A 26,192-nucleotide genomic window follows, 5' to 3' on the forward strand; every position below is an offset into this window, starting at 1 on the left:
CGCCAGTGGAGCGGTTTAGCTCAACGAATTGTTAGCGGAACGGAAACGGCCCGTTCGCCGTGCCTTCGACCCTCTCATTGCGCCGTTCCCGTTCCGCTAACAATCCTCTGGGTTATCACGGCAACCGCCTCCTGACAGGAGTTGTAGATCCGGTAGGGCAGGGAGGCGTCTGCCTGCTTCTCGGCCTTAGCCGACCCTCAGGCACCGGCATCATGAGGCGGCTACAGTTCGCTTAGGCCCACCTGCCCTCGCGGCGCACCAACTGTAATCCAGGGATATCGGCGGCATACTTCGTCGCAGCATCAATGTCGCGGGTACCGAGCCGAACATACCGGAGTTCGTGCAAATTGATCATGAACAGGACCCTGCGATTCGCCTATCTCCAAGGATAGGCGGCATTACCCTTGTGCGCGTGCACAACGTTCGTGGTTGCTCGCCCTGGACCTGCTTCGGGCTGGAGACGGAAAGAACGGCTGGCCATCGTTCGCGTGGTCTGGCAAGGAACACATCATGATCAGAGGTCAACGCGCCCGTAACGGCCGCGGGTCACCACACGGTGACCGCTCCCAAAGATGGGGTGCGCCGGTGACTGGGGTTTGCCAGTGCGCCTTGCGCGCATGCTGCATGAGGTGCAGGATCTCCACGTCCTGCACGGATAGAAGTTCGTTCCGGCACTGGCTGGAACGCTCGTCACACCCCGACCTTGGATCTGGATCGAGTGGCCATGCGGCACGATCGCTTCATGCCGTCAATGACATAAAGGTATCACCGTGAAATCCGATCCGTTTACCTGACGATCGCAATCGCCTTGACAAACATGTCCCCATAGAAGCGGCCGTTCAACTTCCTGATCCAACACCAGACGCTAGAACTCGCTTCGGTAAGCGAACAACCCGGGAAGACCACCGGTCATTACGAACAGAATATTTTGCCCCGCAAGATACTTTCGGGAGGCGACGCTTTCCACCAGCCCCGCAAACGCCTTTCCGCCATATACGGGATCAAGCAGGAGGCCTTCCGTCGATGCAAGCAGGCGAACAGCCGCACGCATACTGTCGGTTGGGATTCCGTAGCCCGGCCCGAGTTGCCCTTCATCAATCGAAATCGCATCACTATCAACTCGCAGATTCGCATCGATGAGTCGAGCTGTTTGATTTGCTTTATCGAGCGTGATGGAGTGAGCCTGCTCGGCATTTCCATACACGGTGAATCCAGCAACGAACGACGGATTCAAACCGAGAGCGACAAAACCGGCGACGAGTCCAGCGTGCATTCCGCCGCTTCCATTGGGTACTACGATACGATCAAACGACAAACCCTCTGCACTCGATTGCGCCGTGATTTCAGCCGCGCAATCTGCATATCCCAAACAGCCCGTGGGACTTGAGCCGCCGAGCGGGCACACGTAGACACTCCGGCCTTGCGCACGCAGCTCTTTCGCGCGCTCTTCAGCGAATTGCAGGGCATTAGCGGAGCCGGGCAGATCATGCACGCGCGCACCGAACAGGTCATCGAGCAGGATGTTTCCGTTGCCTAGATAGTCGCTATCGAAACGCGGCACGGCCCTCGTCAGGACAAGCTCGCATTTGAAACCGACACGCGCCGCCGCTGCGGCCGTCAACCGGGCGTGATTCGACTGTCGGGCGCCGACGGTAATTATCGTATCCGCCCCGATTGCCAACGCTTCGCCGATCAGGAACTCAAGTTTTCTCAGCTTGTTACCGCCGCCGCCAAGGCCGTTGAGATCATCTCTCTTGACGAAGACATTCACGCCGCCCAAATGAGTACTTAGGCGAGGAAGATGCTGAATCGGTGTCGGCCCCTCAAGAAGAGTACGACGCGGAAACTTCGAAAGATTGAGCTTGGGTGCTGATTCGATGGTCATTGGCTTTGGGGATCGTTGATTTTCACGACGAAAATGGCTCCGGGTCATACTTGCACAGGCTACAAATGATATTGGATGAGCAGCGACGTCCACCTTGAGCGCCGCCCAATGATCACACGTAGCAGGCGTCTATATGCCGATTGAAAATCATCTAGCGGGCCTCCCCCCGCCGCCCTGACGGGCGACGGGGTTAAAGTGAGTTTGCCAAAACCGCTTTAACCGGAAGGAGGCCATGATGAACTATAGCGGCATTGACCTGCATTCGAACAACAGCCCGGATCACGAGCAATCAGGTCAAGCAACTGGACCAGGCCGCGGTCGACCGGCTGCAACTCCCGGACGACGTGGCGCTCGCGGTCCGCGCGAACGTCGCTGACTAATAAAGCGGAAGTTGAAAAGAAATTCCAGCTTCCGCTTTATTAGTCACTCCCGCACACACCTGAACCCCGCGTAGACATACTGATAGTGCGGTTGAAACCAGTTTCGGAAAGCCGGCCGCAACATGCATTGCGCAGTACGCGCCGAACCGCCTTTGAGCACGTAATGCTGTCCGTCGAAGAAGTTGGCGGAATAGCCGGGATAAAACGGAAACGCCTCGAAGCCTGGCAGCGCGTCGAATACCGTCGATGTCCATTCCCAGCCATTGCCGAACTGACCTTCGACGCCGAACGCGCTAACGTTATCCGGATGAGCGTCGACCGGCTGCGGGTCCCAACTGCGGAAATCGAAATTTCCCGACGCGGCTTGCGGCGCGCCGTGGGCCGCGCGTTGCCATTGCGCTTCGGTGGGAAGCGTCTTGCCGGCCCAGCGTGCGTAGGCGCTGGCTTCAGCGTGACTGACGTACACGGGCCAATCGAGCGGCAGGGGCACTTCAGCGAACATCGTGCGCAACGTCCATGCACCGTCTTCGCGGTTTCCTTCGCGTTGCAACCAACAGGCGGGATGATCGATCCGCTCGGCTTCCCGCCATGTCCAATCTTTTTCCGACCACCACTTCGGCTCCCGATAGCCGCCCGCCTCGATGAACTGGCAATACGCGCCGTTCGTCACCATATGACGGTCGATTTCGAAGGCGGGCACATCGACGCGCAATTCGCCGAACTCGTTGTCCCAGCCGAAGCGACCACTTTCGCGCGCCATGCCGAGCACCGTCGATCCGGCCGGCACGCTGACCATCGACTCGGCAATCGCGCCGCGTCCAACGTGCGTCGGGCTCACATCGCGTGAGTCTGCGACCTTTTGCGCAAGCGGCAACTGATGCAGCATATACGCGAGCGTTTCGGCGTGCATCAGCCGATGCTCGATCGCGACATTCAGCAATTGCTCGGCCGCGCCGGCCTGCGCACCAGCGTGACCCAGGTGAGCCGAATCGCCCAATGCGGCGAGCGTCCGGTCGATCTGCTCGCGAGCGCGCAACCCATAGCCGCGCACGACTTCGAGCGACGGCCAATCGCCGGGCTGGTCGGTGGGGAACCCGCCGTCGACGGGATCGATGCCGAACGCAAAGAGCTGGTCGAGGTGCGGATCGAATGCGGGCAGGTCGCACAGACGCTGATCCAGCAGATTGCGGTCGAAAGCTTCCAGATGGCCAATGTAAAACACGATCCGGTGGCGCTCGCGGATCGGCCGTTCATACAGAAATTCGGGCTTGACGATGGAGAACAGTGCGTCAGTGATGTGACGCGCGTCGATCAAACGCTGAACGAGCGGGTGATGCGGGGCGGGGTCGCGATTCATGTCGGCGGGTCTCCTAGCCGGGGACAGACTAAAGACTGTACCCGCTCGCAGGAGCCATGCCAAGGCGAATGCGTGCCAAAAAGAGATAGGCGGGGGGATAGGCGGGGACGTGACGGCGTGGGCCAGGTCCGGCGCGTCTGGTTTAAACCTGCCGTAGGCCTTCGAGATCGACGATGCGGATGTGCTTGCCTTGCGTGTCGATCAGGCCGCGCTTTTGAAATCTTGACAGGGTGCGGCTGACGGTTTCGAGCGTCATACCGAGGTAGCTGCCCATGTCTTCGCGCGTCATGCGCAGGTTGAATTCCGCCGACGAATAGCCGCGTTGCGCGTGGCGCTCCGACACGTCGAGCAGGAATGCCGCGACGCGCTCGTCTGCCGACAGCGAGCCGAGCACCATCATTTGCGCGGCCTCGCGAATGATCTGTTCGCCCATCAGTTTGTGCAGACGTTCCTGCATCGAACTGATTTCGCGGCACAACGTCTGGAGCGCAGTGTAGGGGATGATGCAAACGGTGCTGTCCTCGAGCGCCACGGCGCTGCATGCGTGCGCGTCTTCACTGATGCCGTCGAGGCCGAGCGCTTCGCCGGCGAGGCGCAGGCCGGTAACCTGCTCCCGGCCGTCGCGGTGCGCCATGACCGTCTTCATCGAACCTGAACGCACGGCGTAAAGGTTGTCGAACCGGTCGCCGCTGCGGTACAGCGCTTCGCCGCGCTGCACGGAGCGTGCAGTGCAGATCAACGCTTCGAGTTTCGGCAGTTCGTCGGACGACAAGCCTTGCGGCATGCAGAGTTGCCGCATCGAACAGCTCGAACAACGCGCGGCGCTCCTCCCGCTAGCCCGCAGCGGCGAAGCACGGCGGCTGCTGCGCGCGGATGAAGTAACAGCGGAACTGGCGGTAGCAGCGGTAGGAGTAAGCATGTTCTGCAGCCATTTGTCGAGGTAATGACTGATTGTCCCACCGCGTAGGGCCCACGTTTAGCGGCAAAATGACGCGTTCGCGCAGCGAGGCTGCTTGAGCGGCGTTACGCTCGCGCTTCCGCTTGCGGATTCCGCCTGTGCATTCCGCTTGCGGCTTCTACTTGCGGCCTCCACTTGTGGCTTCCACGTGTGGCTTCCACTTGTGGTTATGTACTGCTATGCATCGGGATGAACGCCGGCTTCGCTGCTCTTGCCCGCAGCAGAGGGGATCAATAGCACGGGCAAGCTGGCTTGGCGCACGCAGCGTTCGGCGACGCTGCCGAGGATCAGGCGCTGAAACCCGCGCCGGCCGTGTGTGCCCATGACCAGCAGATCGGCGTTAAAAGCGGCGGCGGCCTTCAGTACCACGGTGGAGACGTCGTCGAGCGACGATGCTTCGCCCACCGCAAGTTCCCCTTCGACGCCCTCGTCGCGCATGGCCTGCGCGAATTCCGCGCCGAGTTCCTTGCCCTCCTCGACCAGGCGGTTGCGAAGAATCGAAGGATCGTAGCCGGGTGCTTCGAAATACATGGGCGTATTTTCGACGACATAGAACGGTTGCAGAACAGCGCCCGTGGATTTGGCGAGCGCCAATGCCGCCTCGAACGCGCGGCGCGAGGTGTTGCTGCCGTCGACCGCTACAAGGATGCGTGTGTACATATCAACTCCGCGTCTGAAGGGATTCGGGTGCCGCGGCCAATTCGCATGACCGCGTCCATTGACGATTCATGACCGCTTCGAGCTTAAATGATCGCTGAAAAAGACCCACCCGGGTCAGGATGTAAATCAAACACTTGTCAAATTGTCTTGCCTGGATGGATGGCGTGACAAGCGGCGTGCAGCAAGCGTTTCCGGCCTGCGCATCGACCCGGAACACCTCCATGAAGTCAGGATAGGCTCCGGTTTGCCTTACAATCAAAGCCTACTCAGACAAGCTGGCTCAGCATCGCTGATGAACGAGCGCAAAACGACAGGCCTGCCCGACAGGATTTACGGCGACATTCTTAATCGCATTCTCGAAGGCGAGTACAAGGAAGGCGACCGGCTGCCTACCGAGCATGCGTTGGCCGAGCGCTTCGAAACTTCTCGGCCGACCATCCGCGAGGCGCTGGCGCGGTTGCGGGCGGACGGCATCATCATGACCCGGCACGGTTCCGGCACCACGGTCGCGCGCCGGCCCGATCCGGCCGTGCGTCGCTTCGCACCGCTCGAAACGCTGTCCGACATCCGCCGCTGCTATGAATTTCGTATCGTGACCGAAGCGGGCGCCGCCGAACAGGCCGCGCTCAAGGCCGAGGCCGACGACCTTGCCTCGATCCAGCGCGCGTGGGACGAACTGGAGCGCGTGATCGAAACCCAGGGTATCGGTGCAAAAGACGATTTCATGTTCCACCTGGCGGTGGCGCGCGCATCGAGGAATCCGTTTTTCATCACGGTCATGTCATTCATCGAAGAACAGATCGTGTTCAGCATGAATCTGTCGCGCAATCTGTCGCTCGTGAAGACTGTCGAGCGGCAGCGGCTCGTGCAGGCAGAGCATCTGGCGGTGCTCGAGGCGATTCGTCGCAAGGACGGTCCGGCCGCCGGCCAGGCAATGCGTGCGCACCTGGAAAACGCGCTCGACCGGATGTTCGGTTCCTGAAGTTCTGCACGAGTCGAAACCGGGCCGCCGTCTCCGCGGTCCGGTTTCGACCCGGCTGCGTGTGGCTACGCCGCCACGGCCATCGGCCCGAACAGGGCAGTGAGGGTTTTCGGGCTGACCGCGATATCCAGCGCCACCGCGCGTTCCACGCCGATCTGCAACGGCGGGCCGAGCCGGCTGATCTCCATGCCGGTCTTGCGCAGCAACCGTTCGATCGGCGTAGTGGTGACCGTGACATAGCGCGTGATGCCCATCCGGCCGGCGAACGTCATGACCTCGCGAATCGCCTGCATCGTGAGGTCGGCGAAACCGAACGACTGTTCCTCACCGCTGGTTTCGATCGCGAACCGGCTCAACTCCCAGATGTGCCGCCCGACTGGCGCGGCCGCGCCGTGAAGCAGTTGCGGGAAAGTGTCCTTCAGCATGTTCGGTCCCTCGGTGGGCATCAGGCGCCAACAGCCGCGCAGATGATGGTCGTCGCCCTGAATCAGCATGTAGTGGGGCTCGAGCGCGTCGTAGCCGTCGATTTCCATTCCTGCGATAGTCGGGATGTCCCACCCGAGCCGCCCGTGAAAAACCCGAGCCCGCAGGCGGTACATCTCGTTGATGTCCGCGTTGTCAAATTCTTGCCGCATTCCAATCCGGATCTCTGTTTGCATGACGTTCTCCTGAACGTGTTGGGGTACCCAATACGCAAGAAAACTTATGCATTTTGAATCGATTTGCCACCTACCTACCTGGATAGGTGTGAATGCTTATCGGGTAAAGCAAAATCGAGATAAGCATCAGTAATCAACCGACAGGACACGACATGGAACTTCTGGAAAATCACTGGCAAGCGCAAACCGGCATCCAAGCCCGCATGGCTGAACCGTCTTCGGCAGTGGACCGCGTTCTGATCATCGCCTACCGCAAGAAGAAAAAAGAAAGCCAGCGCCGCTTCTGGGCGCGCTTCGGCGTGACGCAATCGCGCGGCAGCCGGTTTGAGTCGGGCGCTGAGATCCCGGCACCGGTGGCGATCCTGCTGGGCCTTTACTTCACCAAGACCGTTTCCGACGCCGATCTAGGCCGAGCCGAGCGAGTGCTGTACAGCCGCGACGCCGCTGCCTTGTTCAACCCGGGTCAATAAGTCCGAGCTGCGCGGCGATGACGGCCGCCGCGCGCCGCGAATTCACGCCGAACTTCGTCCTGATGTTTTTCATGTGGAAGTTCACCACGGCTTCCGAACAGTTCAGGATATGAGAGATTTCCCAAGTGGATTTGCCGCGCGCGGTCCATTTCAGACATTCCCGTTCGCGCGGCGTGAGCTTGGGCAATAAAGTCTGGGCATGCGTATTCAGGTGGCGCTGACTGGTGTCGATCACCAGATCGCGCAGTAACACGAGATTCGGCAGTGCGACGTCGACGTGGCTCCAGAATGCGTCGGACGGATTGCTGTCGTTGACGAAGCACATCATGCCGGCCTCCTGGTTTGGCCCGTGGATCGGCAACGACACCCCTGCGCACAAGCCGTACGAGCGGGCTTCCTCGTACATCGATTGCTGCGGGGCTGTCGTGAAAATGTCCGGCGACCAGATCAGCGGTGTCGCGCGCGTCATGCAATGCGTGACAGTGGGGTCGATGTGCACGAGACCCTGCTCGTCATACGTGCGACGCCATGCCGACGCGTAAGTGCTGCGTATATAGGCGTCTTCAAGGCGCATGGCCGGGCGCGGCAGCATGGCGATCAACAGGCGGTCGAAGCCCCATGTGTCGGCAAGCCCTGCGACGGCACCGAACCATTCCGCTTCGTCCGCGGCGTTCAGTAACGGAGCCATCTCCTCGATAAAATGTAGCGCCAATTTGACTCTCTCAGATCGCAAACGACACGTTGCGGTTAATTGCGGTACAGCCGTCCGTCCGGTTGTTTTATCGTCACAATCTATCACCAAAATCTACTTCGCAAATCCTGGCTCGGTTCGACAAGAACCGGCGGTGCTACGGCTTGCGCGAGGCGACGTACGAATTGCTCTTTATATCGGATTTTTTCGGTTTTATTGCTATTGGCACAGCAATAAAACGGGTAATTTCCACAACGCTGCTTTCGTTAGGCCACGTATATATTTTCAGTCATGCGAGCAGTCACTGCACTTACGGGAGTTCGGAAAAAAAGACCTTAATCCGTTATTGGCGGAAAATAGTGCTTAATTCCGGCGTACGCTGCATGCGTTTTTAAAGTTGTTTGACAACTTATTGGGCCTGGCGCTACCTTGAATCGTCGAATCCGGCTCCCGTTTGAGGCATCATGAACGATTCCCCGATCCTCGGCAGCGAGTTCGCCGCTTCGTTGGAGCGTCAGTTCGCGCAATCATCCGCAGCGTATTGATCACACATCGATGTGTCGCATTGGTGAAGCATTCGCCGCGCGCAACGATGCTGGCTTCGGCCCGTCTTCACCGACAACCTTCAACTTCAATCCGCCAAAGTACAACCCATGAGCGACAACAGCCGACGCTACCCCGATCCCGCCATCCGCATCGTCGATCCGCGCTTCAAGGCGCTGACCCTCGCGTCGGCGTCGGTCGAATGTCTGTATCAGGGCGCTCGTTGGTCGGAAGGGCCGGTCTGGTTCGGCGACGGCCGCTATCTGCTTTGGAGCGACATTCCCAATGACCGCATCCTGCGCTGGGATGAGCCGAGCGGCACGGTCACGACGTTTCGCCAGTCGTCGAACCATGCCAACGGCAACACGCGCGACCGCGCGGGGCGCCTCGTCACGTGCGAGCACCTGACGCGCCGTGTGACACGTACCGAATACGACGGCTCGACGACCGTGCTCGCCGACCGTTATCGCGGCAAGCGCTTCAATTCGCCGAATGACTTGATCGTGAAATCGGACGGGTCGATCTGGTTCAGCGATCCGACCTTCGGTATCGACAGCTTCTACGAGGGCGAGCAGCAGGAGTCGGAACTGCCGGCGTGCGTCTATCGCATCGATGGACAGACCGGCGAGGTGACGGTGGTCGCCGATGAGGTGCTGGGGCCGAACGGTCTGGCGTTTTCGCCGGACGAGTCGGTGCTGTACGTGGTCGAATCGCGCGGCGAGCCACGCAAGATTCGCGCGTTCGATGTCGATGGTCATAGCGGCGCGCTGTCGAACAACCGGGTGCTGATCGACGCCGGGCCGGGCACGCCAGACGGTTTTCGCGTCGATATCCACGGCAATCTGTGGTGCGGCTGGGGCATGGGCGACGATGAACTCGACGGTGTACGCGTCTTCACGCCGCAAGGCGAGCTGATCGGTCACATTGCCTTGCCGGAGCGCTGCGCGAACGTCTGTTTCGGCGGACGGCACCGGAACCGGCTGTTCATGGCGGCAAGCCACGGGTTGTATTCGCTATATGTGAACACGCAGGGAATTCAGGGCGGGTGAATGTCGGCTTGCGTCCAGGTTGCCTGACAAGTGACGATTCGAGTTTCTATCCGGCTTCGGGTTTGCCCTTGATTTGCTCCGAAAAAATCATTGAAAAATAAAGGCTTTGGACCTAAGCGGCCGGCTTTGTAGTCAAAGCCGTGTCGCCATAATTTGCTTGACATCAGCAGTTGGGCTTCGCTATGTTGCTTTGGTAGAGCGACACCGCCAGCACCGCATTCGACCGGCGGACTTCCATACTAAGAAGCGAGGAGACGCAATGACTGTTTCTGGCAGATTGGCGCTCAGGCTGGTGTCCGTATGTTTCGCGGCAAGCGCCGCCTTCGCATCCGCGGCGCACGCGGCCGATCCGGTGACGCTCAACATCGTCGACGTCGCCGGGAATCTTCAGCTCACTCAAAAGGGCTTCGAGGCGTTCAAGGCGAAGTATCCGAACCTTATCGCCAACCTCACGTTCACGAATGCACCGGCGCCGCAGTTGCCCGGCAAGATCAAGGCGATGCAGGCCGCGGGCCGCTCCGACATCGACCTCGTGCTGACCGGCACCGACGCACTGGCCGCCGGCATCGAACAGAATCTCTGGATGAAGCTGCTACCCGACAATGCAGCGGCCTTCCCGGGCGTGCTCGACAAATACGCGCCCGGGCCGCGCAAGATGCAGGATCTCGCACAAGGCTTCGGCCTCGAAGTCGCGTATATGCCGGCCGGTCCGCTGATCGAGTACAACCCCGCCAAAGTCGGCGATCCGCCGAGGACGCCCGAGCAATTGCTGCAATGGTGCAAGGCGCATCCGGACAAGCTGATCTACGCCCGCCCGGCGAACTCGGGTCCAGGCCGCACGTTCCTGATGGGCTTGCCCTATGTGCTCGGCGACAAAGATCCACAGGACCCGATTCACGGTTGGGACAAGACGTGGGCCTTCCTCAAGCAACTGAACGATTGCATTCCTTACTATCCGGGTGGCACGTCGGCGGTGATGAAAGAGCTCGGCGAGGGCACGCGCGATATGACCGTCACGGTGACGGGATGGGACATCAACCCGCGCGCGCTCGGCATCGTGCCGGCGGAATTCCGTGTGCAGGCATTCGACAACATGACGTGGGTGAACGACGCGCACTACATGGTGATTCCGAAGGGCGTGCCGAAGGAAAAGCTCGACGTGCTCTACAAGCTGATGAATTTCATGCTCGAACCGGCGCAGCAGGCGATGACTTATGACGACGGTTATTTCTATCCAGGTCCCGCGATCAAGGGCGTGAGCGTCGAACAGGCGCCCGCTCATAGCCAGGATGTGCTGAAGAAGTTTGGGCGGCCCGAGTACGCGAAGCTGCTCGCCGAGCGTCCGCATGTATTGCCGCTGAACGCGACCGCGATGGTCGCGGCTTTCAGGAAATGGGACAGCGAGGTCGGCGCGCAGAAGACCAAGTAATCCGCAAGGTGGGTCCGCGAGGTGGTCCGTTGAGGCCGTTGCGATCCGCGCGTCATTCGTATCAGGAAACCGCCATGAAGCATCACTTTGAGCAATTGCGGCTCGATTCGGTGAGCCGCAGTTTCACGAATGCGGAAGGCCATGCGATCGCGGCGTTGCAGGGGCTCGATCTGGACATCCGGCGCGGCGAGTTCATTGCGTTGCTGGGACCGTCGGGCTGCGGCAAATCAACAGCGCTCAATTGCATCGCCGGTTTGCAGCCGTTGAGCGGCGGCGGCATCTGGCTCGACGACGAACGTATCGACGTGCTGCCGCCGGAAAAGCGCGGCTTCGGCATGGTGTTCCAGAACTACGCGCTGTTTCCGCATATGACGGTGCTCGATAACGTCGGCTTTGGCTTGAAGATGCGCGGGGTCGGCAAGAGTGAAATCGCGCGCCGCGCGCGTGAGGCGCTGCAACTGGTTCAACTGGTCGGCCATGAGCGCAAGCTCCCCGGACAACTTTCCGGCGGTCAGCAGCAGCGTGTGGCGATTGCGCGAGCGATTGTGATTGAGCCGCCGCTGATCCTGATGGACGAACCGCTGTCGAATCTCGATACGAAACTGCGCATCGAAATGCGCGCCGAAATTCGCCGTATCCATAGTCAGCTCGAACGCGCGACCCTCTATGTGACGCACGATCAGGACGAAGCGCTGTCGATGGCTGATCGCATCGTCGTTATGAAAGAGGGCGTGGTGCAGCAGATCGCGACGCCGAAAGAGGTTTATACGCGGCCGCAAAACCTGCATGTCGCGCGCTTCATGGGTTATCGCAATGTGGTCGAATTCACGCTCGAGGGGATGCAAGGCGACAGCGTTGCGGTCAGCGCGAACGGGGTACGTCTGATCGGCGTGCCGATGGCCGGTTTCAACAGTAAGCGCGTGAGCGTCGCGTTGCGTCCCGAGGATATGGAACGTGCTGAGCCGGGCGCGGAAAACGCGTTCGACGCCTTGGTGACCATGGTCGAATACGGCGGCCACGATTCGCTGTTGCACGTGAAGACCGCATTCGGCGACTTGTGGGCGCGCGGCGCGGGCGAGTTCAAGCAAGACGAGCGAATCAGCTTGCGCGTGCCGCCGTCACGCACGCTCGTCTATGACGGAGAAGGGCAGTGAGCACGGCTACGCTGCCGCCACCGCTTGCGCCGCGCGACACCAAGGCGTGGCTGGTCGCGCCAGCTTTGATCTTTATCGCCGCGTTGTTCATCTATCCATTTGCCTATGGTTTGGCGCTGTCGTTCCGGCCGATGAACGGCGGCGGGCTGTGGGCCAACTATCTGGCGTTCTTCACCGATACGTCGATGTGGCCGACCATCATCGTCACGTTGAAGCTTGCGGTGCCGGCGACGCTCGTCAATGTCGGCGTGTCGGTTCCGGTGGCATTCGCGCTGCGCCACAATTCGCCCTATCAGAAATTCGTCACGACACTGCTGGTGATCCCGGTTACGCTCGGCACCGTGCTGATCGCCGACGGCATGCTCACGTACTTCGGACCGAACGGCTGGTTTCCGCAAGCCTTGCAAGGCCTGCATCTCTACACCAATGAAGTGCGTCTCACGCATAACTTCTGGGGTGTGCTGATCTCGCTGATCGTGTCAGGCTTTCCGTTCGCGTTTCTGCTCACGCTGTCGTACATAACGGGTATCGATCCGACGCTGGCGAGCGCCGCGGCCACGCTCGGCGCGAGTCCGTGGCAGCAGTTTCGGCGCATCTATGTGCCGCTGCTGGTGCCCGGTCTGACGATGGCCGCGTGCCTGTCTTTCGTGCAGGCGTTTTCGGTGTTTCCATCGGCGGTGCTGCTCGGTGCGCCTGCTGGCCCGACGCGTGTCATGTCGATCGCCGCCGCCGAAGCCGCGTTCGAAAGCTACGACTATTCGCTCGCCTCCGCGATCGCGATGGTGATGGGCTTCGTGCAATTGCTGGTGGTCGCCGCAATGCTCGGGGCGCGCCGCTTTGCCTACCGCGGTCCGGTGACGGGAGGCAAGGGCTGATGGCAACCGATCACCCTGCGCCGCATCCTTCGTGGACCGCGTCCGCATCGAGCGGCCAGGACCACGGCCACGACGACGGTGCCCGCCAACCCAGCAAGCGTATCAAGCAGCGCGACAGTTTGCCGGGCCGCGCGTGGCGCGTGCTGGTGTGGGGCGCGATGGTGTTTTTCCTCGTCAACGTGGTGTTGCTGATCGCGACGGTCGCGGTCAACTCGGTGGCGACACGCTGGTTCGGCACCTTGTTGCCGCAAGGTTTTACGCTGCATTGGTATGCGCAGGCATGGCACGATTTTCAGTTGGCGAGCGTGTTGTGGGTCACCGTGGAAGTGGTCGGCGCGGTGGTGCTGCTGTCGGTGTCGCTTGGCGTGCCCGCGGCTTATTCGCTTGCACGGGTGCAGTTTCCCGGCAAACGTTTCGCGATGCTGATCTTCCTGTTGCCGCTGATGGTGCCGCCCGTCACGTATGGCATTCCTCTCGCGACCGTGATGTACAAGGTCGGCCTCGCCGGCACGCTTGGTGGCGTGATCCTCGCGAATCTCGTGCCTGCGTTGCCGTTCGTGATCCTCGTGATGACGCCGTTCATCGAACAGATCGATCCGGATCTGGAAGCGGCGGCGCGCATTTTCGGCGCCAACACTTTCCGCTATTTTCGCTACGTGCTGCTGCCCTTGCTGGTGCCGGGCATGCTGGCGGCCGGCCTGCTCGTGCTGGTGCGGACCATCGGCATGTTCGAGCTGACATTTTTTACGGCCGGCCCCGCGACGCAAACGCTGGTGGTCGCGTTGTACTACGCTGTGTTTTCAACCGGCGTGCGCGCGCCGCAGTCGATCGACGCGATGGCGATGATCTACATGGCGATCACGCTGATCTGGGTGCTGATCGCGCTGCAATTCGTCAGCCCGACGCAGATCGTGTCGCGCGTGAAGGAACAGAAGCGCTGAAGCGCGGCTGCGGACGCCGCCGGCGAGCCCGCGATTCACCGAGTTCGACGAAGGTCAATACCCGACGCGATAGACGCGCCCCGTCTGCGCGCCTTCGACGCTGCGCAGATAGGCCAACGCGGCGCGCTGGCCAGCCACGGGTTCGAAGCCGCGGAAGTAGGGCGCGAAAGCGTCGAGCGATTCCGTCAGCACCGTCGGGCTCACCACGTTGATGCGGATGCCGCGCGGCAGTTCAATCGCGGCGCCGCGCACGAAACCTTCCAAAGCCATATTGACGGTAGTTGCATTCGCGCCTTCGCGAATCGGCTCGTCGCCGACGATGCCGCTCGTCAGCGTGAACGAGCCGCCGTCGTTGACGTAGGGATGGGCGGTCAGCACCACGTTGATCTGCCCCATCAGCTTGTCGCGCAGCCCGATCCAGAATTGTTCGACGCTCATGTCCGGCAGCGGGCCGAAATGCAGCTTGCCGGTGGTTGTCACGACGGCATCCACTTTGCCGATCTCGCGAAAGAGCCGTTCGATGCTCGCCGGGTCGGTGCTGTCGACGCGATACTGGCCGCGCGTCGCGCCCACTTCGATCACTTCATGGCGCGCCTTCAGCTCCGCGGCCACGGCCTGGCCGAGGGTACCGGTTGCGCCTATCACTACGACCTTCTTCATCTGCTGCTCCGTTGGTGAGTCAATGTGCAGCCGATTGTGTCGGCGTCACGCGAGCGGAAAAAGCCTCTATCGCGTACAGGTCCTGCAACCTGGAGTTTCGAATCCGCACGCAAATCGCACGCCGCCTTTCAAACGGCGCGCGATTAAGATTTCCTTGATTAATAAGCCCGGGCGGCTCGATTCAAACGTCTGTGTCAACCGTGAGCCAGGCGGGCATGAATTATTTCGACCGAAGCAATTCAATCACGCGCGTAGGCCGTAAATGATTGACGGCGTAATGAGTGCGGCCGGATTCGCGTCGGCTGCCGAGCGGGCGCGGGTCGTCGATTTGGGGACCCCGCGAATATGCGGTTTGTGGTTCGACCATGCCTTTGTCGATCACGAGGTAGCCCGGTTCGAGCGCCAGCAGCGGATGATGGCCGCCGACGCGGCTGTCGAAGCCGGCCATGCCGTCCGGCGACTCCGGCATGCTGTTGCAGAGGGTCGCATTGCTGCAGATGATCTCGTCGACGGCAATCGGGCTGTGGTTCGCGATGCGCGCAGCCTCGCGATTCTTGCCGTCGGTGTCGACGGTGCTGTCGTGCGTGCGGTCGTTGTGTAATTCCGCCGTGCTCGGGCGGGCGGCGCCGGGCAGCCTGGCCGCGTTTGCCTGCTTGCTGATTTCGGTGCTGTTCATCATGCTTTCTCCGGTGAAGAGGACATGGTTGAAGTAACAGCAAAACCCGTTCCGTACAGCATCACGCTTGCTTGCGTTCCGGTTGCGCCGCGCTTGAGCGGCGGCTACGCGGAAGGGGTCTTTCGCCTGGCGATTGCGTCCGGGATTCTTTTCGTTTTTTTTAATGAACGCGTATTTTCATCAGAGTATGATCTTACTCCGGCGAGCGGAGCGCGGTGAAATCGGCGACATTTGCCTGACTGTTTCAACACGGCGGGCATGAAACGGCTGCGCCTAACTCAAAACATCTTACGGGGCCGTCAGGGCGGGTGACACATGCACTTCGATGCTGCATTCACACATCGCGGCTACTTGCTGAATTGTGCGCCGGCGCGCGCGGGCGATGGAAGTTGGCAACCCTATGTGGTCATCTCTCGCTCGAGCGACGGCGAACTGGTCGCCAACCGTTTTTTCCCCACCGATCTGCGCTTTCCCGACGAAGCCGCCGCGATCGCGCACGCACGCGACTGGGCGGTGCGCTGGATCGATGCGAGCAGCGTCACCATCTGAATCGCGTCGAGCGGCGGCGCGTCGCGGGCCAGACCGCCCTGCGGCACGGCGTGGCGCGCGAACCGCGGAAAAACGCGGTAATCTCTCGGCATAATCACTCTGAACCGTGCCCAGGCGCGGCGCTGTCCTTTTATGCCTAAAGTGCCTTCCCAGAACTGGGGTCTCGAACAGATCGTCGCGGATCTGCGCGCGTCGCGCGAAGAATTGCATCGCACGCGTCATCCGCTCGGCATTCGCGAGCTGCCGTCGCGTGAAGCGGTGGCCGGGATTGTCACCGGCCTGCGCGCGGCGCTGTTTCCCACGCATTACGGCGCCCCCGATCTGACCGACGAAACCGTCGATTACTACGTCGGCCATACGCTCGAAAGCACCTTGCGATTGCTCGCCGAACAGATTCGCCGGGCGCTGCGCTTTCTGCCCGAATTCGGCGAGACGCCGGAGGCGGAATTGAAAGAACACGCGTTCAATGTCGCGCGCGAATTCGGCATGCAACTGGCGGGCATTCGCGCGTTGCTGGTCAGCGATATTCAGGCTGCCTTCACTGGCGATCCGGCGGCACAGCACATCACCGAAATTCTGCTGTGTTATCCGGGTGTGTGGGCCATGACGCATCACCGTCTCGCGCACGCGCTGCATCGGCTCGGCGTGCCGCTGCTGGCGCGCTTCATCAACGAGATCGCGCATTCGGCAACCGGCATCGACATTCACCCGGGCGCGGCCATCGGGCCGAGCTTTTTTATCGACCACGGCACGGGCGTCGTGATCGGCGAGACTGCGATCATTGGCGAACGCGTGCGCTTGTATCAGGCGGTGACGCTCGGCGCGAAGAGCTTCGCGGCCGATCTCGACGGCACGCTGGTCAAGGGCAAAGCGCGCCATCCGATTGTTGAGGACGACGTGGTGATCTACGCCGGCGCGACGATTCTCGGCCGTGTGACGATCGGGCGCGGCTCGGTGATCGGCGGCAATGTGTGGCTCACGCATAGCGTGCCGCCGGGCAGCAGCGTCTCGCAAGGCAAAGTTCGCGAAGGCGATCGAGGTGACGAGGTGCGCCGGTGATGGGCGCATTGCGTCGCTGTTTGCCGTTCCCCGCCTGAGGGATAAGCTCATGTCGCGCGGCCGTGTTCATATGCCTCGCTGCGCGATCGCCGGCGTGGAAGCGACGGTGGCCGACACCGCGCACGCGTTTCCGCGGCATTCGCATGACCGCTTCGGGGTGGGCGTGATCGTCAGCGGCGGGCATCGGTCCGCGAGCGGGCGCGGCATGGTGGAAGCGCGCGCGAACGACGCGATCACAGTCAATCCCGGTGAAGTGCACGACGGCAGTCCGCTCGATGAGCGCGGCCGTGCCTGGCGCATGCTGTATTTCGAGCCGGCGCTGCTGGGTGGCGTGGCCGGTGAGCTTGGTGAGGCTGCAACGCGCGAGGTCGAGCTCACGCAGCCTGTCGTGCACGATCCATTGCTGAAAGTGCTGTTCGAGCGGCTGTTTGTGGCTGCGGTTGAAGCGCAATCCGCGCATGATGATCTGGTTCGCGAAGAGGCGTTGCTCGGATTGCTGGGGTATCTGGTGCGGCGTCACGCGACGGTGCAGGCGGGGTTGGGTTCGCCGTTGTCGGCGACGAGTGTGTTGGGGCCGATTGCGCGCGCCAAGGCTCGTATCGATGACGATCCGGCGGCACCGCTTACGCTTGCCGATCTTGCCGCCGATGCCGGTATGAGCCGCTTTCAACTGTTGCGCGGTTTCGCGCATGAGATGGGGTTGCCGCCGCATGCTTATCGGATGCAACGGCGCGTTGTGCTCGCACGGCAGCTGATTGCGCGCGGTGTAGGGCTTGCCGATGCTGCCGCCGGGGCAGGGTTTGCCGATCAGAGTCATATGACTCGGGCTTTTGTGCGGTTGCTGGGCGTGACGCCTGCCAGCTATGCGGCGGCAATGCGCTGAGTTTTTTCTGTTTGCCTACGGCGTGCCACGCGTGCGTCCCTGCAATTTCGTTCAAGACCTTCCGTCCGTCCCGCCTCTAATCTGCCTGCTCATTCCAACGAATAAGGAAGGGCAGCATGATGAACTACCCCCACGCTCACATTCGTTCGCTGCCCCCCAAGGGGGCCGCTGCCTCCCTTGGGGCGGCCCGGCGGAAGGCAGCATGAACTCACGCTATGCGGGATACCTGCTCTGCGCGCTCGCGATGATCGGCGTCTGCAGCACGGTGGTCGTCAGCAAATCGATTGCGGCGGGATTGCCGCCGTTCAGCGCGACGGCGCTGCGATTTGCCATTGCGTTTCCAGTATTCGTGCTGGTGATGCGCTGGCGCCGCGTGCGTTGGCCGCGGCTCGATCGGCGCGACACGCTGCTGGTGATCGCGCAGGCCGGAGCGGGTAGCGTCGGCTATACGGTGCTGCTGATCAGCGGTATGAAGCTTGCTTCGGCGGCCGATGCGGGTGTGATCGCAGGCACCTTGCCGGCTGTCTCCGCATTGGTCGCCGTGCTCGCGCTAGGCGAGCGGCCCGCACCCGCGTTGATCGGCGCGATTGCTCTAGCGACGGTGGGCGTGCTGGCCTGCACCGTCCATATCGACGATCTCACCGCGCCTCACGCGGCCAGTTCGCTGATAGGTAACGCGCTAGTGTTCGCGGCGATTGTCTGCGAGGCGCTGTTCATCCTGCTCAATCGCAAGTTGCGCACACCGGTCGCGGCGTTGCCGCTGTCAGCCTTGATGTGCGGCATCGGCTTCGCTGTCGCAATCGTGCCGGCATGCTTCGAAAAACCCTGGAACATACCCTTCGATGCAACCGTGTTGGCCGGCGTCGCCGGCGTGATTTATTACGCGCTCGTACCGACCGTGGCGGGCTTCGTGTTCTGGTACGCGGGCGCGGCGCGCATCAGCGGCGCGCAAGCCGGGCTCATGACGGCGCTCGTACCGGTCAGCGCGGTCGGGCTGGCCGCCGCCGTGTTGCACGAGCCGGTCAGTGCGGCCCAACTCGCAGGCGTCGCGTGCGTGCTCGGTGCGGTGCTGCTCGCTACTGTCGGCCAGATGCGCATGGTGCGCAGCGCGGCATGAGGCAGAGCAGGGGGCACGGTTCGAGCGGCCCTGGATGCCGCAGCGCGACCGGTACCGCTGCTTAGGTATTGGCAACCGAGACCACACCCGGATTGCCGACGATTGCCAGAAACTCACGACGTGTAGACGGATCGGTACGGAACGTGCCGAGCATGCGCGAGGTGACCATCGTGACGCCTGCCTTATGCACGCCGCGCGTCGACATGCATTGATGCGCGGCTTCCAGAATCACGCCGACGCCTTCCGGTTGCAGCACGTCGTTCAATGTGTCGGCGATCTGCACCGTCATCTTTTCCTGAATCTGCAGGCGCTTGGCGAACGCATCGACGAGACGCGCCAGCTTCGAGATGCCGACCACCCGATGCCCCGGCAGATAGGCGACGTGTGCGCGGCCGATGATCGGCACCATGTGATGTTCGCAATAGCTTTCGAAGCGGATATCTTTCAGCACGATCATTTCGTCGTAGCCGTCCACTTCGGAGAAAGTGCGGGCGAGGAGCTCGCGCGGATCGATCAGATAGCCCGCGAAGAACTCCTCATAGGAGCGCACCACGCGCGCCGGTGTGTCGATGAGGCCCTCGCGCTGCGGATCGTCGCCGGCCCAACGCAGCAGCACGCGCACGGCTGCTTCGGCTTCCTCGCGGCTAGGGCGTTCCGGCGCGGCTGCGGGTTTGGTTTTCTTTGCCTTGCTGCTGGTCATCCGTCGCTCCTTTGGGATCGCGCGTCGACGCTCGAAGGAGCGTAAGGGGTCAATGAGTGCGGCCATTGTTCCATGTTTTCGCCGGGTCGCGCTGATATCCCTTTTCGCTGCCGGGGCGCGCGGCTATTTCGGCCACTCGTCCTGATCGTCGTTGAAGAGTTCGGCGACCACGCCGCGCAACCAGCTCCCGCGCGGATCGTTATGAAACTTGCGATGCCAGTGCTGCCGCAGATCGAAGCGCGGCAGCGGCAGCGGCGGCTCGACCAGCGTGATCGACGCGTGCTCCGACACGTACGCGAAACCGATTGCATGCGGCACTGTCGCGAGCAGATCGGTGCGCGCGAGGATGAACGGCAGGCTCATGAAGTGCGGCGTTTCGAGCACGGCGCGGCGCTTGATGCGTTTCTTTTCCAGGAATTTTTCGAGAACTTCCTGGCTGCGTCCTTCGGCGCGGACCACCGCGTGGCCTGACGCCACAAACTGGGGCAGCGTGAGCGGCGCTTTCGAGAGCGGATGACCCGTGCGCATCAGGCAGATGAATCGATGGGTGAAGAGCCGTTGCTGAAAGAAGTTGTTTCCCGACAGATCGGGGAAATAGCCGATGGCCAGATCGACGTCGCCCGATTCGAGTCCGCGTTCGACATGCGAGTGCGAGAGCGACACCGAGCGCAGGTTGGCGTTGGGCGCGCGTTCGGCGAAGAGTTGCAGCAGACGCGGCAGGAAGACGATTTCGCCGACATCGGAGAGCGCGATGGAGAAGGTGTGGGTGCTGGTCACGGGGTCGAAGTCTTGCGCGTCGAGCATGCCTTTTTCGATGCGCAGGAGCGCGTCGCGGGCAGCGGGCAGGATCGTCAGCGCTCGCGGCGTAGGCTCCATACCGCGGGACGTGCGCACGAACAGCGGGTCGCCGAAGTATTCCCGCAGGCGGCCCAGTGCGGTGCTGACGCGCGGCTGGCTGACGCCTAGCTGCTCCGCGGCGCGGCTGACGTTGCGGGTGTCTTCCATTGCCACCAGATAGGGAATCAGGTTTAGGTCTAAATCGAGGTCCGGCATTTTCTTTGGCCTGCGGCGCTGTGAGAGGTATTCGGTATCCGAATAGAGGGTAGTAGGTTAATGGTTGATCTGGATAGTGGGGTAAGCCTGGGGTTCGGTTTTTTTAAACCAGACCGCAGCGCACACAAAACCCTATCATCATGGAATCCCCTGCCTTGACAACCCGCCCGAAGGGCAACCATAATCTGCTGCGACGTTCGCTAATCGAATCAACGTTCATATAGCGAACAAACTCGAGGCGATGAACGAGTACTTCAATCCGGCAGGCACAGCCGGGTAAAAAAGGCCCGGAGACCGTCCCGCAAACGCCACTGCCTGCAAAGGCAAAAGCCGATCGGTGCGCAGCGCCCCAAAAGGAAATTCGACATGATCAACAAGATTTTCGAGTCACTTCAAGCGGCGGTCGCCGACGTCCACGACGGCGCCACCGTCATGATCGGCGGCTTCGGCACGGCCGGCATGCCGTCCGAACTGATCGACGCGCTCATCGAGCATGGCGCGCGCGAACTCACCATCGTCAACAACAATGCCGGCAACGGCGACATCGGCCTCGCGGCGCTGCTCAAAGCCAAACGCGTGCGCAAAATCATCTGCTCATTCCCGCGCCAAACCGATTCGTATGTGTTCGACGCACTCTATCGAGCCGGTGAAATCGAACTCGAACTGGTGCCGCAAGGCAACCTCGCCGAGCGCATTCGCGCTGCGGGCGCAGGCATCGGCGGATTTTTCACGCCGACCGGCTACGGCACCAAACTCGCCGAAGGCAAGGAAACCCGTCTGATCGACGGCAGGCACTACGTGCTCGAGTCGCCGCTGCACGCGGACTTCGCGCTGATCAAGGCGTACCGGGGCGATCGCTGGGGCAACCTCGTCTATCGCAAGACGGCCCGCAACTTCGGACCGATCATGGCTAGCGCGGCCAAAACCGCGATCGTCCAGGTGTCGGAAGTGGTGCCGCTCGGCACGCTCGATCCGGAAGTGATCGTCACCCCCGGCATCTTCGTGCAGCGCGTGATCGAAGTGCCGCAAGCGGCGCATCAAAACGCAGCCGCCACCGCCGCCTGACCCGGAGACCGACATGAAGAAACTGACCCGCGATGAAATGGCCAAGCGCGTTGCGCTGGATATCCCTGAAGGCGCCTATGTGAACCTCGGCATCGGCGTGCCGACGCTGGTGGCCAACCACCTCGCCGCCGACAAGGAAATTTTCCTGCATAGCGAAAACGGTCTGCTCGGCATGGGCCCCGCGCCCGCTCCCGGCGAGGAAGACGACGAACTGATCAACGCCGGCAAGCAGCACGTCACCCTGCTGACAGGCGGCGCCTACTTCCATCACGCGGATTCGTTCGCGATGATGCGCGGCGGCCACCTGGATTTCTGCGTGCTCGGCGCTTTCCAGGTGTCGGCGACGGGCGATCTGGCGAACTGGCATACCGGCGCGCCCGACGCGATTCCGGCCGTGGGCGGCGCCATGGATCTGGCGATCGGCGCGAAGCAGGTCTACGTGATGATGGAGCACCTGACGAAGCAGGGCGAAAGCAAGATCGCCGCCGAATGCACGTATCCGGTGACGGGCGTGGGCTGCGTCGATCGCATCTACACCGACCTCGCGATGCTCGACGTCACCGGCGAAGGCCTGGTGGTCCGCGAGATCTTCTCGGACATCGACTTCGACGCGCTGCACAAACTGACCGGCGTGCCGCTGATCGATGGTACCCAGGCGGCGCGCGCGGCCTGACCCGAAGCGAAAGCGCGGCCGATGTCTGGCCAATGCGCATGATCCAAGCGCATGATCCAAGCGCATGATCCAAGCGCATGACCCAGGCGCATGACCCAGGCGCTACAGAAAGGCGCCCGAACGTCACACCGTCACATCGACGCGCAAGAGGCATACGCGAGGCGCGTGACATGATGGCGCGACTGACGTTCCGGCCGCGTTCGGCGCACAATACTCCGCAGCGCCGTGTGTACGCTGTCTACCGTTCATCAGGCGCGTCTTGCCGCGCGCCGAAAGCCGCGCTAAAACCTTCACTTTCGATTCCCTCGATCATCGTCCATCATGCTCGACTCCAGCGCCCGTCTGACCGGTCTCCTTTGCGGCACGCAGCCGATGAACGACACCTGGGCGCCGCGTGCCACGCTGCAGCGGATGCTCGACGTCGAAGCGGCGCTCGCCCGGGCATCGGCCGCGCATAACGTGATTCCGCCAGGCGCGGTGGCCGCGATCGAAGCGGCCTGCCACGCCGATCAGCTCGACGCCGACGCGCTCGCACGCGACGCGGCGCTCGGCGGCAACCTCGCGATTCCGCTCGTCAAGCAACTCACCGCGCGCGTGAAAGCCGCGGATGCCGAAGCGTCGAAGTACGTCCATTGGGGCGCGACGAGCCAGGACATCATCGATACGGCGACCGTGCTGCAACTGCGCGACAGCTTCGATTTGCTGGACCGTGGCCTGCAGGCCACCTGCGACGCGGTGGCGGCGCTCGCCGCCACCCATCGCGCGACGCCGATGATCGGCCGCACGTGGCTGCAGCAGGCGCTGCCGATCACCCTCGGTCTGAAATTCGCGCAGTGGCTCGACGCGCTGCTGCGTCATCGCGAGCGGCTCGACGCACTGCGCCCGCGCGTGCTCGTGCTGCAATTCGGCGGCGCGGCTGGCACGCTCGCCAGCTTGCGCGAGGCGGCCCCGCAAGTCACGCAAACACTCGCGCGGGAACTCGAACTCGCCGTGCCCACTTTGCCGTGGCACACGCAACGCGATCGCATTGCTGAAACGGCGTCGCTGTTCGGCATGCTGATCGGCACGCTCGGCAAGATCGCACGCGATATCTCGTTGCAGATGCAAACCGAGATCGACGAACTGGCCGAGCCCGCCGCGGCAGGCAAGGGCGGTTCGTCGACCATGCCGCACAAGCGCAACCCGGTTGGCTGCGCGGCGGTGCTGACCGCCGCAACCCGCGCGCCCGGGCTGGTCGCTACGGTGTTCGCCGGCATGGTGCAGGAGCACGAACGCGCGCTCGGCGGCTGGCAAGCCGAATGGGACGCGCTGCCGGATCTCGCGCGTCTCGCGGGCGGCGCGCTCGCCAACATCGAACAGATCGCCGCGGGTCTGAACGTCAACGTGCCGCGTCTTGCGGCGAATCTCGACGTCACGCACGGCCTGATTCTCGGCGAAGCGGTGATGCTCGCGCTCGGCGACAGCATTGGCCGGCTCGATGCGCATCATCTGGTCGAGCGCGCGTCGAAGGCGGCGATCCGCGACGGACAGACGCTCTTCGAGGTGCTCTCGGCCGACCCCGCCGTCACCGAACATCTGCCGCCCGAGCGCTTGCAGAAGCTGCTCGACCCCGCTCAATACGTCGGCCAGGCGCACGCTTATGTGGACGCCGTGCTGGCGCTTCATTCCACGCGCGCGCCGCGCGCCACCTCCAAGGAGTAACCGGCATGGCTTACGCCGCAGTCAACGGCACCGAACTTCACTATCGAATCGATGGTGACCGTCACGGCAACGCGCCGTGGATCGTGTTGTCGAATTCGCTCGGCAGTGATCTGTCGATGTGGACGCCGCAAGTCGCGGCGCTGTCCAAACATTTCCGCGTGCTGCGCTACGACACGCGCGGCCACGGCCATTCGGAAGCGCCGAAGGGTCCGTACACGATCGAACAACTGAGCGGCGACGTGCTAGGCCTGATGGATACGCTGAAGATCGAGCGCGCGAATTTCTGCGGCGTGTCGATGGGCGGCCTGACCGGCGTCGCCCTGGCCGCGCGTCACGCGAATCGTCTCGAGCGTGTCGTGCTGAGCAACACCGCCGCTCGCATCGGTTCGCCCGAAGTATGGGTGCCGCGCGCGGCGCGAGCACGCGCCGAAGGCATGCTCGCGCTGGCGGATGCGGTCTTGCCGCGCTGGTTCACCGCCCAGTTCATCGAGCGCGAGCCGGTCGTCCTGGCGATGATTCGCGATGTTTTCGTGCACACCGACAAGGAAGGCTACGCGTCGAATTGCGATGCGATCGACGCCGCCGATCTGCGCCCCGAAGCGCCCGGCATCAAGGTGCCGGCACTGGTGATCAGCGGCACGCACGATCTGGCCGCGACGCCGGAGCAAGGCCGCGCATTGGCGGCGGCGATTCCGGGCGCGCGTTACGTGGAGCTGGACGCCGCGCACATTTCCAACATCGAGCAGGTGGACGCCTTCACGAAGACCGTGCTCGACTTCCTGACGGGGCCGCGATGAACGACGAAGACCGCTACGAAGCCGGACTCGGCGTGCGCCGCGCGGTGCTGGGCGACGCGCACGTCGACCGCTCGCTCGCGAACCGCACGGAGCTGACTGAAGAATTCCAGAACCTGATCACCCGCTACGCATGGGGCGAAATCTGGACGCGTGAAGGCTTGCCACGTCATACACGCAGTCTGTTGACGATCGCGATGATGGTCGCGCTGAATCGCAGCGAAGAGCTGGCGTTGCATTTGCGCGCTGCGAAGAACAATGGCGTCACGCGCGAGCAGATCAAGGAAGTGCTGATGCAAACCGCGATCTATTGCGGCGTGCCGGCAGCCAATTCGGCGTTCCATCTCGCCGACAAACTGTTCCGCGAAGAGGACGCCGCAGCAAAGCCTTAACGCTCTTAACGCTCGCCTCACGAAGCGCACGCCTGCCACACGGCGTTCGCTTCAGGCGATTTTGCTGCCGTTTCCCACCGCCGCGTCAGCCGGCAATTGCAAACGCACCGCCCGCAACACCGTATCCTTGATGACCTCGCGCCAATGCGCGAGCGCCGCCTTGTCCATCAGCGGCTCGCCGAGAAACGCGCCCAACGTGTATTGGTTGGCGTTATAAAAATAGCCGAGCGACGCGATCATCAAATACACGTCGCGTGCCTTGACGTCCGCGCGAAAGACGTTTTGCGCGTGGCCCGCATCCAGCAACTTCTGCACGACCGAAATCGCATAGCCCGAAATCTCCTTCAGCTTGGACGATTTCTTCGCGTGCTTGCCTTGATGCAGATTCTCGCTCGACAGCAGCGTGACGAACTCGGGATGATCGAGGTAGTACTGCCAGACGAATTCCACCATTTGTTCGAGGCCGTGCACCGGATCGTCGAGGTCGAGATCGAGCCTGCTTTCGGCTTCGTTGAACTGCGTGTAGATGGTCTCCAGCACTTCGACGAACAACTGCTCCTTGCTGCCGAAGTAGTAGTAGATCATGCGGTCGTGCGAACGCGCGGCCTTCGAAATACTTTCGACGCGGCCGCTTGCATAGCCTTGCTTCGCAAAGACCTTGATGGCCGCTTTCAGAATCTTTGCACGCGTGTCCTGCGCCTGTTTCGCACGGACTCCGGTAGCGCCCGGCTTGCGGGCGGCGGTGGGACTCATGGCGGTTTCGTTCTCTTTGTGGGCGTCCGATTAAACGACATGCGCGACATGCGTGACATGCGCCACGGGCACGATGGGCACCGG

Annotated in this window: 28 protein-coding genes; 17 read left to right on the top strand and 11 right to left on the bottom strand. The window is 62.1% G+C overall.

All coding sequences use genetic code 11. The features are described 5' to 3' along the window. Positions 1-865: 865 nt before the first annotated feature. The 4 genes from DLM46_RS08475 to DLM46_RS08495 all read right to left on the bottom strand — a co-directional run bounded on the left by DLM46_RS08475 (position 866) and on the right by DLM46_RS08495 (position 5,240). Complete coding sequence (locus DLM46_RS08475; protein WP_115100332.1) at positions 866-1,885, bottom strand: D-cysteine desulfhydrase family protein; 1,020 nt, start codon at positions 1,883-1,885, stop codon at positions 866-868. A gap of 423 nt (positions 1,886-2,308) precedes the next feature. Further along, positions 2,309-3,622: an SUMF1/EgtB/PvdO family nonheme iron enzyme gene (locus tag DLM46_RS08485; RefSeq protein ID WP_115100333.1), complete on the bottom strand. Its 1,314-nt coding sequence runs from the start codon at positions 3,620-3,622 to the stop codon at positions 2,309-2,311. Between the two features lie 142 nt (positions 3,623-3,764). Beyond that, a complete protein-coding gene (gene fnr, locus DLM46_RS08490) occupies positions 3,765-4,541 on the bottom strand; it encodes a fumarate/nitrate reduction transcriptional regulator Fnr (protein WP_115100335.1) in 777 nt (258 codons plus the stop codon). Positions 4,542-4,757: 216 nt separating this feature from the next. Beyond that, positions 4,758-5,240, bottom strand: coding sequence for a universal stress protein (locus DLM46_RS08495; RefSeq protein WP_115100336.1), 483 nt, complete (start codon positions 5,238-5,240; stop codon positions 4,758-4,760). Positions 5,241-5,532: 292 nt separating this feature from the next. On the opposite strand from DLM46_RS08495, the gene DLM46_RS08505 reads away from it, so the two are divergent. After that, entirely contained in the window at positions 5,533-6,222 is a 690-nt protein-coding gene (locus DLM46_RS08505) for a FadR/GntR family transcriptional regulator (protein ID WP_115100340.1), read from the top strand. Between the two features lie 65 nt (positions 6,223-6,287). Here the strand turns inward: DLM46_RS08505 and DLM46_RS08510 are convergent, their stop codons facing one another. Further along, complete coding sequence (locus DLM46_RS08510) at positions 6,288-6,881, bottom strand: acyl-homoserine-lactone synthase (RefSeq protein ID WP_115100341.1); 594 nt, start codon at positions 6,879-6,881, stop codon at positions 6,288-6,290. Positions 6,882-7,033: 152 nt separating this feature from the next. On the opposite strand from DLM46_RS08510, the gene DLM46_RS08515 reads away from it, so the two are divergent. Then, complete coding sequence (locus DLM46_RS08515) at positions 7,034-7,351, top strand: helix-turn-helix domain-containing protein (protein WP_115100342.1); 318 nt, start codon at positions 7,034-7,036, stop codon at positions 7,349-7,351. Here the strand turns inward: DLM46_RS08515 and DLM46_RS08520 are convergent. Then, positions 7,335-8,039, bottom strand: coding sequence for a helix-turn-helix transcriptional regulator (locus tag DLM46_RS08520; RefSeq protein ID WP_115100343.1), 705 nt, complete (start codon positions 8,037-8,039; stop codon positions 7,335-7,337). The genes DLM46_RS08515 and DLM46_RS08520 overlap by 17 nt on opposite strands. Before the next feature lie 656 nt (positions 8,040-8,695). On the opposite strand from DLM46_RS08520, the gene DLM46_RS08525 reads away from it, so the two are divergent. The 5 genes from DLM46_RS08525 to DLM46_RS08545 all read left to right on the top strand — a co-directional run bounded on the left by DLM46_RS08525 (position 8,696) and on the right by DLM46_RS08545 (position 14,033). Continuing rightward, the gene (locus DLM46_RS08525; protein ID WP_115100344.1) at positions 8,696-9,634 is read left to right on the top strand and encodes an SMP-30/gluconolactonase/LRE family protein; all 939 of its coding nucleotides are present in this window, start codon (positions 8,696-8,698) and stop codon (positions 9,632-9,634) included. Between the two features lie 259 nt (positions 9,635-9,893). Beyond that, positions 9,894-11,063 (top strand): extracellular solute-binding protein, encoded by a 1,170-nt coding sequence (locus tag DLM46_RS08530; protein WP_115100345.1) that lies wholly within the window; start codon positions 9,894-9,896, stop codon positions 11,061-11,063. Between the two features lie 74 nt (positions 11,064-11,137). Further along, a complete protein-coding gene (locus tag DLM46_RS08535) occupies positions 11,138-12,217 on the top strand; it encodes an ABC transporter ATP-binding protein (protein WP_115100346.1) in 1,080 nt (359 codons plus the stop codon). Next, entirely contained in the window at positions 12,214-13,092 is an 879-nt protein-coding gene (locus tag DLM46_RS08540; protein WP_115100347.1) for an ABC transporter permease, read from the top strand. The genes DLM46_RS08535 and DLM46_RS08540 overlap by 4 nt, the downstream gene beginning before the upstream one ends. Continuing rightward, positions 13,092-14,033 (top strand): ABC transporter permease, encoded by a 942-nt coding sequence (locus tag DLM46_RS08545; protein ID WP_115100348.1) that lies wholly within the window; start codon positions 13,092-13,094, stop codon positions 14,031-14,033. The genes DLM46_RS08540 and DLM46_RS08545 overlap by 1 nt, the downstream gene beginning before the upstream one ends. Before the next feature lie 54 nt (positions 14,034-14,087). Here the strand turns inward: DLM46_RS08545 and DLM46_RS08550 are convergent, their stop codons facing one another. Both DLM46_RS08550 and DLM46_RS08555 read right to left on the bottom strand, forming a co-directional pair. After that, entirely contained in the window at positions 14,088-14,693 is a 606-nt protein-coding gene (locus DLM46_RS08550) for a short chain dehydrogenase (RefSeq protein ID WP_115100349.1), read from the bottom strand. A gap of 220 nt (positions 14,694-14,913) precedes the next feature. Further along, positions 14,914-15,369: a DUF3005 domain-containing protein gene (locus DLM46_RS08555; RefSeq protein WP_115100611.1), complete on the bottom strand. Its 456-nt coding sequence runs from the start codon at positions 15,367-15,369 to the stop codon at positions 14,914-14,916. 24 nt (positions 15,370-15,393) lie between these two features. Here DLM46_RS08555 and DLM46_RS38975 point away from each other — a divergent pair, with 24 nt between their 5' ends. The 5 genes from DLM46_RS38975 (at position 15,394) to DLM46_RS08575 (ending at position 18,977) form a co-directional block, all read left to right on the top strand. Continuing rightward, the gene (locus tag DLM46_RS38975) at positions 15,394-15,588 is read left to right on the top strand and encodes a hypothetical protein (RefSeq protein WP_133300313.1); all 195 of its coding nucleotides are present in this window, start codon (positions 15,394-15,396) and stop codon (positions 15,586-15,588) included. Positions 15,589-15,684: 96 nt separating this feature from the next. Next, the gene (locus tag DLM46_RS08560) at positions 15,685-15,918 is read left to right on the top strand and encodes a hypothetical protein (RefSeq protein ID WP_013342515.1); all 234 of its coding nucleotides are present in this window, start codon (positions 15,685-15,687) and stop codon (positions 15,916-15,918) included. Positions 15,919-16,050: 132 nt separating this feature from the next. Next, on the top strand, positions 16,051-16,977 hold the full coding sequence (gene epsC, locus DLM46_RS08565) for a serine O-acetyltransferase EpsC (RefSeq protein WP_115100350.1): 927 nt from the start codon (positions 16,051-16,053) through the stop codon (positions 16,975-16,977). A gap of 49 nt (positions 16,978-17,026) precedes the next feature. Further along, a complete protein-coding gene (locus tag DLM46_RS08570) occupies positions 17,027-17,860 on the top strand; it encodes an AraC family transcriptional regulator (RefSeq protein WP_115100351.1) in 834 nt (277 codons plus the stop codon). Positions 17,861-18,062: 202 nt separating this feature from the next. Next, positions 18,063-18,977 carry a DMT family transporter gene (locus tag DLM46_RS08575; RefSeq protein ID WP_115100352.1) on the top strand — a complete coding sequence of 305 codons (915 nt, stop codon included), beginning with the start codon at positions 18,063-18,065 and terminating at the stop codon, positions 18,975-18,977. Positions 18,978-19,038: 61 nt separating this feature from the next. Here DLM46_RS08575 and folE read toward each other — a convergent pair whose 3' ends face one another. Both folE and DLM46_RS08585 read right to left on the bottom strand, forming a co-directional pair. After that, the gene (folE, locus tag DLM46_RS08580) at positions 19,039-19,677 is read right to left on the bottom strand and encodes a GTP cyclohydrolase I FolE (protein WP_115100353.1); all 639 of its coding nucleotides are present in this window, start codon (positions 19,675-19,677) and stop codon (positions 19,039-19,041) included. A gap of 123 nt (positions 19,678-19,800) precedes the next feature. Further along, complete coding sequence (locus DLM46_RS08585; RefSeq protein ID WP_115100354.1) at positions 19,801-20,730, bottom strand: LysR family transcriptional regulator; 930 nt, start codon at positions 20,728-20,730, stop codon at positions 19,801-19,803. A 366-nt stretch (positions 20,731-21,096) separates the two neighbouring features. Between DLM46_RS08585 and DLM46_RS08590 the strand changes: the two genes are divergently transcribed. The 5 genes from DLM46_RS08590 to pcaC all read left to right on the top strand — a co-directional run bounded on the left by DLM46_RS08590 (position 21,097) and on the right by pcaC (position 25,355). Further along, the gene (locus DLM46_RS08590) at positions 21,097-21,795 is read left to right on the top strand and encodes a 3-oxoacid CoA-transferase subunit A (protein WP_115100355.1); all 699 of its coding nucleotides are present in this window, start codon (positions 21,097-21,099) and stop codon (positions 21,793-21,795) included. 13 nt (positions 21,796-21,808) lie between these two features. Further along, positions 21,809-22,468 carry a 3-oxoacid CoA-transferase subunit B gene (locus tag DLM46_RS08595; RefSeq protein ID WP_115100356.1) on the top strand — a complete coding sequence of 220 codons (660 nt, stop codon included), beginning with the start codon at positions 21,809-21,811 and terminating at the stop codon, positions 22,466-22,468. 321 nt (positions 22,469-22,789) lie between these two features. Continuing rightward, positions 22,790-24,169 carry a 3-carboxy-cis,cis-muconate cycloisomerase gene (locus DLM46_RS08600; RefSeq protein WP_115100357.1) on the top strand — a complete coding sequence of 460 codons (1,380 nt, stop codon included), beginning with the start codon at positions 22,790-22,792 and terminating at the stop codon, positions 24,167-24,169. Positions 24,170-24,174: 5 nt separating this feature from the next. Then, positions 24,175-24,966: a 3-oxoadipate enol-lactonase gene (gene pcaD / locus DLM46_RS08605; protein WP_115100358.1), complete on the top strand. Its 792-nt coding sequence runs from the start codon at positions 24,175-24,177 to the stop codon at positions 24,964-24,966. Further along, positions 24,963-25,355, top strand: coding sequence for a 4-carboxymuconolactone decarboxylase (pcaC, locus tag DLM46_RS08610; protein WP_115100359.1), 393 nt, complete (start codon positions 24,963-24,965; stop codon positions 25,353-25,355). Before pcaD ends, pcaC begins: the two co-directional genes overlap by 4 nt. Before the next feature lie 51 nt (positions 25,356-25,406). Here pcaC and DLM46_RS08615 read toward each other — a convergent pair whose 3' ends face one another. Then, entirely contained in the window at positions 25,407-26,108 is a 702-nt protein-coding gene (locus DLM46_RS08615; RefSeq protein ID WP_115100360.1) for a TetR family transcriptional regulator, read from the bottom strand. Between the last annotated feature and the right edge of the window lie 84 nt (positions 26,109-26,192).

Source organism: Paraburkholderia lacunae (assembly GCF_003353175.1).
GTDB classification, from domain to species: domain Bacteria; phylum Pseudomonadota; class Gammaproteobacteria; order Burkholderiales; family Burkholderiaceae; genus Paraburkholderia; species Paraburkholderia lacunae.

Excerpts from the sequence above, each read along its gene's own strand:
- DLM46_RS08545 (WP_115100348.1), top strand. The coding sequence starts at position 13,092 with ATGGCAACCGATCACCCTGCGCCGCATCCTTCGTGGACCGCGTCCGCA.
- DLM46_RS08525 (WP_115100344.1), top strand. The coding sequence starts at position 8,696 with ATGAGCGACAACAGCCGACGCTACCCCGATCCCGCCATCCGCATCGTC.
- DLM46_RS08530 (WP_115100345.1), top strand. The coding sequence starts at position 9,894 with ATGACTGTTTCTGGCAGATTGGCGCTCAGGCTGGTGTCCGTATGTTTC.
- DLM46_RS08505 (WP_115100340.1), top strand. The coding sequence starts at position 5,533 with ATGAACGAGCGCAAAACGACAGGCCTGCCCGACAGGATTTACGGCGAC.
- DLM46_RS08475 (WP_115100332.1), bottom strand. The coding sequence starts at position 1,885 with ATGACCATCGAATCAGCACCCAAGCTCAATCTTTCGAAGTTTCCGCGT.
- fnr (WP_115100335.1), bottom strand. The coding sequence starts at position 4,541 with ATGCTTACTCCTACCGCTGCTACCGCCAGTTCCGCTGTTACTTCATCC.
- DLM46_RS08585 (WP_115100354.1), bottom strand. The coding sequence starts at position 20,730 with ATGCCGGACCTCGATTTAGACCTAAACCTGATTCCCTATCTGGTGGCA.
- DLM46_RS08575 (WP_115100352.1), top strand. The coding sequence starts at position 18,063 with ATGAACTCACGCTATGCGGGATACCTGCTCTGCGCGCTCGCGATGATC.
- DLM46_RS08510 (WP_115100341.1), bottom strand. The coding sequence starts at position 6,881 with ATGCAAACAGAGATCCGGATTGGAATGCGGCAAGAATTTGACAACGCG.
- DLM46_RS08600 (WP_115100357.1), top strand. The coding sequence starts at position 22,790 with ATGCTCGACTCCAGCGCCCGTCTGACCGGTCTCCTTTGCGGCACGCAG.
- DLM46_RS08570 (WP_115100351.1), top strand. The coding sequence starts at position 17,027 with ATGTCGCGCGGCCGTGTTCATATGCCTCGCTGCGCGATCGCCGGCGTG.
- DLM46_RS08535 (WP_115100346.1), top strand. The coding sequence starts at position 11,138 with ATGAAGCATCACTTTGAGCAATTGCGGCTCGATTCGGTGAGCCGCAGT.
- DLM46_RS08550 (WP_115100349.1), bottom strand. The coding sequence starts at position 14,693 with ATGAAGAAGGTCGTAGTGATAGGCGCAACCGGTACCCTCGGCCAGGCC.
- DLM46_RS08590 (WP_115100355.1), top strand. The coding sequence starts at position 21,097 with ATGATCAACAAGATTTTCGAGTCACTTCAAGCGGCGGTCGCCGACGTC.
- DLM46_RS08520 (WP_115100343.1), bottom strand. The coding sequence starts at position 8,039 with ATGGCTCCGTTACTGAACGCCGCGGACGAAGCGGAATGGTTCGGTGCC.
- DLM46_RS08495 (WP_115100336.1), bottom strand. The coding sequence starts at position 5,240 with ATGTACACACGCATCCTTGTAGCGGTCGACGGCAGCAACACCTCGCGC.
- DLM46_RS38975 (WP_133300313.1), top strand. The coding sequence starts at position 15,394 with ATGGTTGAAGTAACAGCAAAACCCGTTCCGTACAGCATCACGCTTGCT.
- DLM46_RS08555 (WP_115100611.1), bottom strand. The coding sequence starts at position 15,369 with ATGAACAGCACCGAAATCAGCAAGCAGGCAAACGCGGCCAGGCTGCCC.
- epsC (WP_115100350.1), top strand. The coding sequence starts at position 16,051 with ATGCCTAAAGTGCCTTCCCAGAACTGGGGTCTCGAACAGATCGTCGCG.
- DLM46_RS08595 (WP_115100356.1), top strand. The coding sequence starts at position 21,809 with ATGAAGAAACTGACCCGCGATGAAATGGCCAAGCGCGTTGCGCTGGAT.
- DLM46_RS08615 (WP_115100360.1), bottom strand. The coding sequence starts at position 26,108 with ATGAGTCCCACCGCCGCCCGCAAGCCGGGCGCTACCGGAGTCCGTGCG.
- pcaC (WP_115100359.1), top strand. The coding sequence starts at position 24,963 with ATGAACGACGAAGACCGCTACGAAGCCGGACTCGGCGTGCGCCGCGCG.
- pcaD (WP_115100358.1), top strand. The coding sequence starts at position 24,175 with ATGGCTTACGCCGCAGTCAACGGCACCGAACTTCACTATCGAATCGAT.
- DLM46_RS08485 (WP_115100333.1), bottom strand. The coding sequence starts at position 3,622 with ATGAATCGCGACCCCGCCCCGCATCACCCGCTCGTTCAGCGTTTGATC.
- folE (WP_115100353.1), bottom strand. The coding sequence starts at position 19,677 with ATGACCAGCAGCAAGGCAAAGAAAACCAAACCCGCAGCCGCGCCGGAA.
- DLM46_RS08560 (WP_013342515.1), top strand. The coding sequence starts at position 15,685 with ATGCACTTCGATGCTGCATTCACACATCGCGGCTACTTGCTGAATTGT.
- DLM46_RS08515 (WP_115100342.1), top strand. The coding sequence starts at position 7,034 with ATGGAACTTCTGGAAAATCACTGGCAAGCGCAAACCGGCATCCAAGCC.